Source organism: Alcanivorax sp. HI0044, from assembly GCF_001634945.1.
Window position 1 is genome coordinate 1 of sequence record NZ_LWEZ01000797.1, and the last position, 10,900, is coordinate 10,900.

The window sequence follows — 10,900 nt, forward strand, 5'->3', positions numbered from 1 at the left end:
TCCTAGAGGCAAGGCGCAGCAGATGTACGCTTCAGGCCGTGCCCTCCGGGTCTTCCAGGCTGGCCCGCACTCGTCGTTGCGTTTTTTCGATGGATGGACATATCTCGATCCCAGTTAGGGGACACCTTCAAAATCGCGCCTAGATTGCGAGCCAGCCTGAAAGACTGAGCATGCAAGGAGTTATTCAGAGGTTCCTTAAACCTTGTCGATCAAGGCCCGCATGCTGCGCACGGCTTCATCCAGCCCGGTAATCGCCGCCCGGGCGATAATGCTGTGGCCAATATTCAGCTCGTTGATACCCGGGATTTCCGCAATCGGCAAGGTGTTGTGATAGTGCAGGCCATGGCCAGCATTGACCACCAACCCCTGCTCCAGCGCAAACGCCACTCCGGAACGGATGCGCGCCAGCTCCTGCTGCTGTTCGTCCACCGTTTCTGCATCGGCGTATCCACCGGTATGAATTTCAATTGCCGGGGCGCCGCATTCCCGGGCCGCCACAATCTGTTCTTCATCCGCATCAATAAACAAGGACACTTCAATGCCTGCCTGCCCCAGTCGCTGGCAGCACTGGGCAATCCAGGCCTTGTTACCTGCCACATCCAATCCACCTTCGGTGGTCAGCTCTTCACGCTTTTCCGGTACCAGACAGCAATGCGGCGGTTTAATCCGGCAGGCAATGCCCACCATTTCTTCAGTGGCCGCCATTTCCAGATTCATACGGGTCTGTAGTGTTTGCGCCAGCAGCTCCACATCCCGGTCGTTGATATGCCGGCGGTCTTCACGCAGGTGCACAGTAATACCATCTGCCCCCGCCTGCTCCGCGACCAATGCAGCCTGCACCGGCTCGGGGTAACGGGTGCCGCGGGCCTGACGAAGAGTGGCGATATGATCGATGTTGACGCCGAGAAGTACTCTGGACATAAGACTCACCTTAAACGCATTTTACGGGCCAGCCGGAAGAGACGGGGCCCCTGAGCTTTTAGCTTTTAGCTTCTAGCTCGTAGCTCGTAGCTCGTAGCTGATACTTTGATTCTAGCTTTCATTTCTCCCGAAACAGCTCCCGGCTTTTCAATGGCCGGTTGCCCAGATGCGGAGCCAGCAACTGTCGACACAAACTTAATGCTGCCTTGCGCGCGGCAGGATGCCAATCCCCCTGAGCAATGGCCAGCAAGTCCACGCCAGCATAACCTGCCCCGGTGTCTGTCTTCGCCAAACCCTGCTCAGGATTTAACTGGTATAACGCCTCGGGATCCAGCCCGTGCCCGTGAACATCCTGATCCAGGGCAATGCCGTAACCAATTTGCTCCAGCACCGCCAACTCGAATTGCCGCAGGGTAATATCGAAGGGCGTCTGCGTCAGCAAATCGGACAAGGCCTGCTCGTATAACGGCCAAACCGATGGATTGGGGTCGTCCCGATGCAATAATCGCGTCAATAGCTCGTTCAGGTAAAACCCGCAGTACAAAGCCTTGCCGGTGAGCATAAGTCGATTCCCCCGTGGCTCGCACGCCCGCAGGGAATACATCTCACCGGAGGGCTTCAGGGCTACCCACAAGGGAGTAAACGGTGCCAGTAACGGATCTTTGCGGCCGCCACGCACCACCGCACCAACTCGGCCAAGTGCAGGAAGAAACAGGTCTACCGTCAGGCTGGTATTACGAAAAGGCCGCCGGTGAATTAGCCAGGCGGCTTGCAGTGACGTCTCAGCGAGGCTCATCGTAGCCGAGGGAGCGCAAAGCGCGGGCATCATCGGACCAGCCCGCCTTGATCTTCACCCACAGGTTGAGCATTACTTTGCGCTCGATCAAACGCTCGATATCTTCACGGGCCTGGATGCCGATCTGCTTGATACGCTCACCCTTGTCGCCAATAAGAATTTTTTTCTGGCCACGACGTTCCACCAGAATAGCAGCAGAAATTTCGGTGACGCGGGGGCCGTCTTCCCACATCTCCACTTCCACACTCACCTGATGGGGGACTTCCTGCCCGAGCTGGCGTACCACTTTTTCACGAATAATTTCCGCCACCATAAACCGCAGGCTGCGATCGGTAAGCTGGTCCTCCTCGTACCAGAACTCCCCTTCCGGCAAGCGCTGAACCAGTGCCTTTTCCAGCTCTACCAGGTTTTGTTCACGCAAAGCAGAAACCGGGATCACCGCGTCGAAGGGGTAGCGTTCACTCAAGGCCTGGATGTGCGGCAACAAGGCAGCCTTGTCATCCACGTTATCGACCTTGTTGATGATCAACAGCACCGGCACCTGATCCTTTTCCGGCAACAAGGACAACACATGCTCGTCCGCCGGCGTCCACTTCATGGCATCCACCATCATGCAGATTACATCTACACCGAACAGGGTGGATACCGCAGCTTCATTCATGGCGCGGTTCAGGGCTTTTTCCTGACCGGTGTGAATACCCGGGGTATCGGCAAACACAATCTGATAGTTATCACGGCTGAGGATACCGTGAATCCGGTGGCGGGTGGTCTGCGGCTTGCGTGAAGTAATACTGACTTTCTGGCCAATCAGGTGGTTCATCAACGTGGATTTACCCACATTGGGGCGCCCGACGATGGACACCATGCCACAACGAGTGGCCTGGGAATCGTCAGTCTGGGAAGACGGGGTATCAGTCATACTGCTGCTCCAGCCATTCAAGCGCCAGGCTTGCGGCCTCTTGCTCGGCCTTACGGCGGCTCGCGCCCTGGGCAATAAATATTTGCTGCACCTGATCCAGTGAGCACTGCACATCGAAAGTCTGTTTCGGCGCCAGGCCTTCCACCTGGGTCACTTCATAGGTAGGTAATTCAAATTTGCGTGCCTGCAGCCATTCCTGCAAACGGGTCTTGGCATCCTTCTGGGCACTTTGCGGTGAAACCGCTGCAAGGCGGGGCGCAAACCAGGACAACACCACATCCCGGCAACGGGGCTCACCACCATCCAGCAGCATGGCGCCAATTATCGACTCCAGCGCATCCGCAAGAATGGAATCGCGACGAAAACCACCGCTTTTCAGCTCGCCACCACCCAGTACCAGGTATTCCCCCAGGCCCAACTCCCGTGCGACCAGCGCCAACGTCTGACCACGCACCAGAGACGCCCTCATACGAGTCAGCTGGCCTTCGGCCGCTTCAGGAAACTGTTCAAACAGGGCAACGGAAATAATCTGCCCGAGCTGGGCATCACCGAGGAACTCCAGCCGCTCATAGTTACGGTAGCGGCTGACACTGCGATGGGTCAGTGCCAACTCAAGCAGGGATATATCCTGAAACTGATAGCCCAGGCGGGCCATCAGTCGGTTAAGGTCTCCATTCACTGGCGAACGTCTTTCTTGAACTCGTCTTTGAAGGTCATCACGATGCTCACGTTGTAAAACATCGGTTCGCGCACTTCATAGTCCGCGGAAACGGTCAGTACCCCGCCTTCCTTGACAATCGCCAGGTCATCCACGCGAATCACATTGACCTGGTTGATGGTAAACCGCTTGCCGATGCCTTCGCGAATTTCCCGCGGGGACATCAGTGCCGTTTTGCCATCTTGCAACTGTGATCGGATGGTTGTCGCAATCGTGTTGTGTTCCATATAGGCCGGAACCATGCGAAATGCAGCCGTCCCCAGGATAGCCACCACAATCAGCACAACCGCCCAGCTGATCAGTGACATCCCACGTTGCCGTGAGGGCGTTGTTGTCATCATTTTAGTTTGCCTCCACCTTATCAATAGCGCCATTACGAGAAAAACTGGGCAGAGAGAAAACCGGTTTCCAGTGCATCCAGATCAGGAACGCTTCCCCCACGACCAGCCCCTCAGGGACTATACCCCAGAATCGGCTGTCGTTACTGTTATCACGGTTGTCGCCCATCACAAAGTAGGCGTCTTCCGGCACGGTCCACTCTCCCTGAGTGCGAGCCTGGGGCAGCTGGCGCCCGGTATAGGGGTTGGTTTTGCCTTCCTGCCAGATCAGGTGAGTAGCGTTACCCAGCTGTTCAACGTATTGCTTGCGCCATACCCCCGGGCCAACCCATTCATTGACCAGATCCCGATCAATGATCTCCCCGTTCACCGTCAACACATTGTCCTTCACCTGCACAGTGTCACCGGGCAACCCCACCACACGCTTGATGAAGTTCTGCTGCCGGTTTTCCGGAAACTTGAACACCATGACATCGCCACGCTCGGGCTCGCTGGTTTCAATAATTTTGGTGTTGGTCACGGGCAAACGCAGGCCATAAGCAAACTTGTTGACCAGAATGAAGTCATTTATCTGCAGCGTCGGCAACATGGAGCCGGAGGGAATAGTGAACGGCTCGACAATAAACGAGCGGATCACCAGCACCACGAAGAATACCGAAATCAGCGAGTTGGACGTTTCCACCACACTGCCCACCGGGCCGCCTTTACTCTTCAGTTTCAGCACCTTGTCGATCAACCAGACAACGACAGTAATAGCCAGCGCCAGGGTCAACCAAAAACCGATATCAATATCCAACAGAAATCTCCTAAATAACGCTGGACGCCTGGCGCCTGACGCCGGATGACTGGAGGTTTTGCGTCCGGCCTTTGGCGTCTTGCATCCGGCGAGTATTCATTAATCATCCACCTTGAGCACGGCGAGGAAGGCCTCCTGGGGGATTTCTACATTCCCCACCTGTTTCATGCGCTTCTTGCCTTCTTTCTGCTTCTGCAGCAGCTTCTTTTTACGAGACACATCACCGCCATAACATTTCGCGGTCACGTTCTTGCGCAGGGCTTTCACGGTCTGGCGGGCAATGATCTTGCTGCCAATGGCCGCCTGAATGGCCACATCAAACATTTGTCGTGGCACCAGCTCTTTCATTTTTTCACACAGGGCACGGCCTCGGTAGGCTGATTGGTCCAGGTGGCAGATCATCGCTAGCGCATCCACTTTATCACCGTTGATCAGCACATCGACCCGCACCAGCTTGGTGGCTTCGAATCGCTCGAAGGCATAATCCATGGAGGCAAAGCCCCGGCTCACGGACTTGATGCGATCAAAGAAATCCAGCACCACTTCCGCCATGGGAATGTCGTAGGTCAGGGCAACCTGCTTGCCCAGGTACTGCATGTTGATCTGTGAGCCACGACGTTCCACGCAAAGGGTGATCACATTACCCACAAATTCCTGTGGCACCAGGATATTGACCCGCGCAATAGGCTCACGGAACTCCTCGATCTTGCCGCCTTCAGGCAACTTGGACGGATTATCCACGTGCAGGATGTCGCCAGAAACCAGCGCCAGCTCGTAGACCACGGTGGGGGCCGTGGTAATCAAATCCAGGTCGTATTCACGTTCCAGTCGCTCCTGGATGATTTCCATGTGCAGCATGCCCAGGAAGCCCACCCGGAAACCAAAGCCCAGTGCGTCGGACGTCTCCGGTTCATAGAACAGGGAGGCATCATTCAGGGTCAGCTTGGCCAGCGCATCGCGGAAATCTTCATAGTCATCCGCACTTACCGGGAACATGCCCGCGTAGACCTGCGGCTTGACGTTCTTGAAGCCCGGCAAGGCCGGCACATTGGGGGTTTTCGCCAGGGTCAGGGTGTCCCCCACCGGAGCCCCGTGAATATCCTTGATGCTGCCGCTCACCCAGCCCACTTCGCCGGCTTCCAGCAATTTAGTCTCGGTGCGTTTGGGAGTGAAGATCCCCAGGCTGTCGACCACATGGGTCTGGCCGGTGGATTTCACCAGAATCTTGTCACCTTTTTTCAGGCAGCCTTCTTTGACCCGCACCAGCGAGATCACGCCCATGTAATTATCGAACCAGGAGTCGATAATCAGGGCCTGCAGGTCCGAGTCGCGCTCGCCTTCCGGGGGAGGAATGCGCTCAACCAATTGCTCCAGCAGATCATCCACGCCGACGCCAGTCTTGGCAGACACCCGGCAGGCATCATGGGCATCCAGGCCGATGATTTCCTCGATCTCGTTGATCACCATTTCCGGCTCTGCCTGGGGCAGGTCGATCTTGTTCAGAACCGGCAGCACTTCCAGATCCTGCTCAATGGCGGTGTAACAGTTGGCCACGGACTGGGCTTCCACGCCCTGGGCAGCGTCCACCACCAGCAGCGCCCCCTCACAGGCCGACAGGGAACGGGACACCTCGTAGGAAAAATCCACGTGACCCGGCGTATCAATAAAATTCAACTGGTAGGTTTCGCCATCACGGGCCGTGTAGTACAAGGTCACGCTCTGGGCCTTGATGGTAATGCCCCTTTCCCGCTCCAGCTCCATGGAATCCAGCACCTGAGACTTCAGCTCACGATCACTAAGGCCGCCGCAAACCTGGATAAAGCGGTCTGCCAACGTGGATTTGCCATGGTCAATATGGGCGATGATGGAAAAGTTGCGAATATTCTTGATGTCAGTCATAAGGCCTGTTGAACAAAAGGTCGTTGCCGCACCAGCCTTCCCCGCCCCGCATTCTCAAACCCGGGGGACAGAAAGGGCCGTCCTGCTGCCCGACCCTGCGCCGGACAACACACCGTGATACTCAAAACGACAAACAATGGGCCGCGATTCTAGCGGATATCGGGGGGGAGTTGCACGGCGCACCGTCCGGTGCGCCGAAAAACCACGCCGGGCACCCCAAAAAAGGGGCTATGGCAGCTTCAGCGCCAGAAAACGGGGGGTGCCATCACGGTTGACCAGTGCCGCCACGGTGCCTTCTTCCGGCAGATCCGCCGCCACATCGGCCAGATCCGCAGCGCTATTGATCGGTGAGCTGTGCAGAGTCACCAGAATATCGCCGACCTGGATCCCCGCCTGGCGGGCCGGACCATCCGTAACCTGAGTAACCACAACCCCCGCTTTCAGGTCCAGGCGGCTCAATTCTGATGCAGACGCCTCACGCACGGTCAGACCGAGCTTCACACCGGGGTCGGTCTCGTTATCCTGGGCGCCACCGCTCAAGGCCATTTCCGGATTATCCGGCAGCAGCCCGATGGTTACCGACAAGGTCTTTTCCTCACCATCACGGACTACCACCATGTCCACATCCGATCCCGGCTTCACCAGGCCAACCCAGCGTGGCAGCTCCGACGAGCGATAGATGGTTTCATCGTTGAAACGGGTAATCACATCACCCGGCTCCACCCCGGCCGCCTCGGCCGGAGAGCCCGCCAGCACCTGGGAAACCAGGGCACCACGGGGCGAATCCAGCCCAAAGGATTCGGCCAGATCCCGGTCCACTTCCTGAATCAGCACACCCAGCCAGCCCCGGCTGACCTTGCCGCCATCCTTGAGCTGGCTGACCACATCCATGGCCATATCCACAGGAATGGCAAAGCTCACGCCCATATAACCGCCGGAACGGCTGAAAATCTGTGAGTTAATCCCGACCACTTCACCGCTAAGGTTGAACAGCGGCCCACCGCTGTTACCCGGATTGATCGCCACATCGGTCTGGATGAAAGGCACATAGCTGTCGCTGGGCAGACTGCGCCCTTTGGCGCTGACAATCCCGGCCGTCACACTGCTGTCAAACCCGAATGGCGCACCGATGGCCAGCACCCATTCACCCACTTTCAGGTCGGCAGAGGAGCCGATATCCACCACGGGCAGATCACCGGCATCCACTTTCAGCAACGCCAGATCACTCTGTTCATCAGCCCCCACCAACTCGGCGGGCAGCTCACGGCGATCCTGCAGGCGCACCATGATCTCATCGGCTTCCGCCACCACATGGTTATTGGTCAGCACGTAACCATCTGCGGAAATGATAAAACCCGAGCCCAATGAGCGGGTATCTTCCTGCTCCGGCAACGACGGTATTTCACCTTCACCACCGAACTGTTCGAAAAAATGCTGGAAAAATTCAGGCAGCTGCTTGAGCTGATCTGCGGCAGAGGACTCATCCCGGTGCGTCACGGTGCTGATATTCACCACCGCCGGACCTTCCTTTTCGACCAGGCGAGTGAAATCAGGCAGACCGGTCACCAAAGGCTCACCGCGCTGGGCTGAAGGTTCAGAAGAAGGGTCGGAGCATGCCGCCAGTACGGCACTCAGGATTACAAGCCACACTGCTGCGAAACGATATCCTCGTCGCATTGAAGTCTCCTTTTATCAGGCCTTTTCGCGGCCTTTTATTGCGATGCAGGCTTAATCACCACAGCCTGACAACTATCGTCCCCGGATGGCATCAGGCGTGGCTGATAAGCCAGAGTATGCCCCGCGCGGCGGCTCATGGCACGATTGACCGCAAAACCGAGAAACAACCCCGCCATACCCAGCAAGGCAGATGCATCAACGGTTTCGATGGGAAGAGCCAAGCCCAGCAAGGCACCAGTAAACAACAATACCAGCGGTAGCCCATATACCCACAGCGCACCACGCATTAGCGCGCCCTCGGGCAACGCCACATTGACGGTATCGCCAACCTGGTGAGAATCTTGAGAAGGAACCCGCAGACGGGCGCGCTGCCCGGACTGCTGTTCATTGATGAGGTGATGCCCGCAGCCAGCTTTCGCCTTGCAGGCACCACAGGTGGACGCACGCACGGTTTCTACCCAGATAGCCCCGGGCTCTACCGCCACGACGACTCCCTGCTCCTGTAACATCAGGGCTGGCTGTCTCGCACGCTGATGCCTTCAATCACACGCTCTGCGGTGTTTTGCGGCACCTCACCCACCAGCGTCACCAGGTAGGCACCGCTAGGGGCGGTGAGTCTGCGGCTAACCGCTACCGTGGGGCCAACGCGGCTTACACCCTCTTCCACGGTGCTGTCTCCCACCGCTTCCACAAACACGGTAAACGCCGCCAACCCATCACTGTAACCCTGTGCGGCCACGGGCTCGCGGTCGGAACCGCCCTGTCGCCAATCCTGATCCACAGAGGTAAAACCCGCTGGCATCCATTGCGCTTCCACCGACAACTGGTGAGACGGGTGAGAATCCGCCAGTTGCGTCAGATCGCTTTCTTTCACGGTTTCAGGGATGGAAAAATCCTGCTCGGTAAGCGGCGCGGCCAAGGTCAAGGTAACAAATTCCACCCGCTCCAGCGCCACACCACTGCCATCAACCACTTCCGATTTAAGCAGCAGATTACTCTCATTATCGAGCCACAGGCGGTAGCCGTAGCGATGGGTATCCAGCGGCGCCACACGCATGCGCGTAGCCGCACGACCAGCAACACGGCCATCGCCATCCACCAGAATATTGTACTGTTCGGGCACATCGTGAGCGATACGCTCACCCAGCCCCAGCGGGCCGGCCTGCTTGCGATTAATCCGAGTCAAGGTGCCGTTTGGATGCAGGCACACCACCTCATCACCCCGGCGCAACACCTCTACCAGCCGGCCATCCAGGTGGGTCAACCGCTGGAACTCACGGCCACCAATCACCGCATGGCTCACTTCCATAGTGCTGACTTCAGCACCGAATTGATAAAGGAAACGGCCGGTGTAATTGAGGGAGCGATTGGCCTGCGCCATGGACTGGAGCTGGTCCTGCGCTGGCGAGGGATTCGCCAGCGCCACTTCAGACAGCGCCACCACCGGCGAGCAGAGAGTCAGAGAAAAGGCAAGAGCTCGAAGCATCATCCGTTAGCGGGCCCCGTGACGGGCGTCCATGCTGACCAGCCGGGCAAAGGGCATCATCCCCTGGCCGCTATGGCGCGCAGCGAAATCGCTATGACGCAGCAGCATGTTATTCACACGGGGCTGGGAGACCGGCACCGCAGTAGCAGGGGTCGCCGTCACATTGCTGGTTTTGAACGCCTGGGACACCAGGGACGTTTCAGCGAATGGACGGTTGATGCGGTTATCCGGCGCCGCAGCGGCCAGAGCCGGTGCTGCTGACCCATTCGCCGCCTGGCTGCCTTCCCAGGTCTGCCAGCCAACCACCGTAGCCGCAGCCACAGACGCGGCTACCGCCAGGCGCGCCATGCCGCCCAGCCATGCAGGGCGGCGAGCAGGCAAGGTTTCTTCTGCCAGCGCAGCAGACAGGCTGGCATTAAAGCCCGCCGGCACCGCCATGGAGGCCTGGCTATGCATAACGTCACTGGCCAACTGCCAGCGAGCCAGCGTTTCCAGCTCGCTATCGTCGATATCACGCATTACCCGACGGGTTTCCAACTCGCTGGTTTCACCGTCAAGGAACGCGGACAGCGTTTCCAAATCCCTGTTCATACTCTCACCCTTTATCGCCGCGCTGTGAGCCCAATAGCGGGCGAACAGCTGTGTCAATTGCTTCCCTGGCCCGGAAAATCCGGGACCGAACTGTGCCCACCGGGCATTCCATGACGACCGCAATGTCCTCGTAGCTGAGGCCCTCGAATTCACGCAGGGTCACGGCCGTCTTCAACTCCTGAGGCAGCTCATTAATCGCTGCATGAATGACCGCCTCCAGTTCCTCTGACAACACGAGGGACTCCGGGGTTCCAATCTCGTGCAGCATTTCTGCACCGGCGTACTGTTCGGCTTCTGCAGCGTCCAGGTCAGAGCCCGGCGGCCGGCGGCCGGCCGACACCAGGTGGTTCTTGGCGGTATTGACCGCGATACGGTAAAGCCAGGTATAAAAGGCGCTGTCTCCACGGAATCGGGGCAGCGCGCGCCAGGCCTTGATAAAGGCTTCCTGAGCAACATCCTGGACCTCGTCCTGGTCACGCACATAACGACTAATCAACGCGAAAAGGCGCTGCTGATACTTTCGCACCAACACCTCAAAGGCACGCTGATCGCCGGTTTTGGCTTTCTTGACCAACTCTTCGTCTGACACCGATCCCCCGGATCTATCGCGAAACGCGTGAAGTAACCATGGCCGCATGACGGCCCACTAAAACGCGCCATTGTAGCAGTTGCCCGGGCGGCGGCTACACCATGGGCACGATTTCGCCACCTTTTCACATTGCTTGAACATTTCTGTGGCGGCGAAGTCGAGGCGTTTCA

General features: G+C 57.8%; 12 protein-coding genes. All 12 read right to left on the reverse strand.

Going from position 1 to position 10,900, the window contains the following annotated elements; all coding sequences use genetic code 11:
• Positions 1-195: 195 nt before the first annotated feature.
• Positions 196-921 carry a pyridoxine 5'-phosphate synthase gene (pdxJ, locus tag A3730_RS09515; protein ID WP_063519208.1) on the reverse strand — a complete coding sequence of 242 codons (726 nt, stop codon included), beginning with the start codon at positions 919-921 and terminating at the stop codon, positions 196-198.
• A 118-nt stretch (positions 922-1,039) separates the two neighbouring features.
• On the reverse strand, positions 1,040-1,717 hold the full coding sequence (recO, locus tag A3730_RS09520) for a DNA repair protein RecO (RefSeq protein WP_063519209.1): 678 nt from the start codon (positions 1,715-1,717) through the stop codon (positions 1,040-1,042).
• Positions 1,704-2,636, reverse strand: coding sequence for a GTPase Era (gene era / locus A3730_RS09525; protein ID WP_063519210.1), 933 nt, complete (start codon positions 2,634-2,636; stop codon positions 1,704-1,706). Before era ends, recO begins: the two co-directional genes overlap by 14 nt.
• Entirely contained in the window at positions 2,629-3,315 is a 687-nt protein-coding gene (gene rnc / locus A3730_RS09530) for a ribonuclease III (protein WP_082872317.1), read from the reverse strand. The genes era and rnc overlap by 8 nt, the downstream gene beginning before the upstream one ends.
• Positions 3,312-3,662 (reverse strand): DUF4845 domain-containing protein, encoded by a 351-nt coding sequence (locus tag A3730_RS09535; protein ID WP_231880537.1) that lies wholly within the window; start codon positions 3,660-3,662, stop codon positions 3,312-3,314. Before A3730_RS09535 ends, rnc begins: the two co-directional genes overlap by 4 nt.
• A 34-nt stretch (positions 3,663-3,696) precedes the next feature.
• A complete protein-coding gene (lepB, locus tag A3730_RS09540) occupies positions 3,697-4,488 on the reverse strand; it encodes a signal peptidase I (RefSeq protein ID WP_063519213.1) in 792 nt (263 codons plus the stop codon).
• Between the two features lie 99 nt (positions 4,489-4,587).
• Entirely contained in the window at positions 4,588-6,387 is a 1,800-nt protein-coding gene (gene lepA / locus A3730_RS09545; protein WP_063519214.1) for a translation elongation factor 4, read from the reverse strand.
• Between the two features lie 228 nt (positions 6,388-6,615).
• Entirely contained in the window at positions 6,616-8,064 is a 1,449-nt protein-coding gene (locus A3730_RS09550) for a DegQ family serine endoprotease (protein ID WP_082872318.1), read from the reverse strand.
• 35 nt (positions 8,065-8,099) lie between these two features.
• The gene (locus tag A3730_RS09555) at positions 8,100-8,549 is read right to left on the reverse strand and encodes a SoxR reducing system RseC family protein (protein WP_231880538.1); all 450 of its coding nucleotides are present in this window, start codon (positions 8,547-8,549) and stop codon (positions 8,100-8,102) included.
• 23 nt (positions 8,550-8,572) lie between these two features.
• Positions 8,573-9,553 carry a MucB/RseB C-terminal domain-containing protein gene (locus A3730_RS09560; RefSeq protein WP_082872319.1) on the reverse strand — a complete coding sequence of 327 codons (981 nt, stop codon included), beginning with the start codon at positions 9,551-9,553 and terminating at the stop codon, positions 8,573-8,575.
• A gap of 3 nt (positions 9,554-9,556) precedes the next feature.
• Complete coding sequence (locus tag A3730_RS09565) at positions 9,557-10,141, reverse strand: sigma-E factor negative regulatory protein (protein ID WP_063520458.1); 585 nt, start codon at positions 10,139-10,141, stop codon at positions 9,557-9,559.
• 4 nt (positions 10,142-10,145) lie between these two features.
• On the reverse strand, positions 10,146-10,730 hold the full coding sequence (gene rpoE / locus A3730_RS09570) for an RNA polymerase sigma factor RpoE (RefSeq protein WP_063520457.1): 585 nt from the start codon (positions 10,728-10,730) through the stop codon (positions 10,146-10,148).
• Positions 10,731-10,900 lie beyond the last annotated feature (170 nt).

Excerpts from the sequence above, each read along its gene's own strand:
- A3730_RS09560 (WP_082872319.1), bottom strand. The coding sequence starts at position 9,553 with ATGATGCTTCGAGCTCTTGCCTTTTCTCTGACTCTCTGCTCGCCGGTG.
- recO (WP_063519209.1), bottom strand. The coding sequence starts at position 1,717 with ATGAGCCTCGCTGAGACGTCACTGCAAGCCGCCTGGCTAATTCACCGG.
- A3730_RS09550 (WP_082872318.1), bottom strand. The coding sequence starts at position 8,064 with ATGCGACGAGGATATCGTTTCGCAGCAGTGTGGCTTGTAATCCTGAGT.
- lepA (WP_063519214.1), bottom strand. The coding sequence starts at position 6,387 with ATGACTGACATCAAGAATATTCGCAACTTTTCCATCATCGCCCATATT.
- A3730_RS09535 (WP_231880537.1), bottom strand. The coding sequence starts at position 3,662 with ATGTCACTGATCAGCTGGGCGGTTGTGCTGATTGTGGTGGCTATCCTG.
- era (WP_063519210.1), bottom strand. The coding sequence starts at position 2,636 with ATGACTGATACCCCGTCTTCCCAGACTGACGATTCCCAGGCCACTCGT.
- pdxJ (WP_063519208.1), bottom strand. The coding sequence starts at position 921 with ATGTCCAGAGTACTTCTCGGCGTCAACATCGATCATATCGCCACTCTT.
- A3730_RS09565 (WP_063520458.1), bottom strand. The coding sequence starts at position 10,141 with ATGAACAGGGATTTGGAAACGCTGTCCGCGTTCCTTGACGGTGAAACC.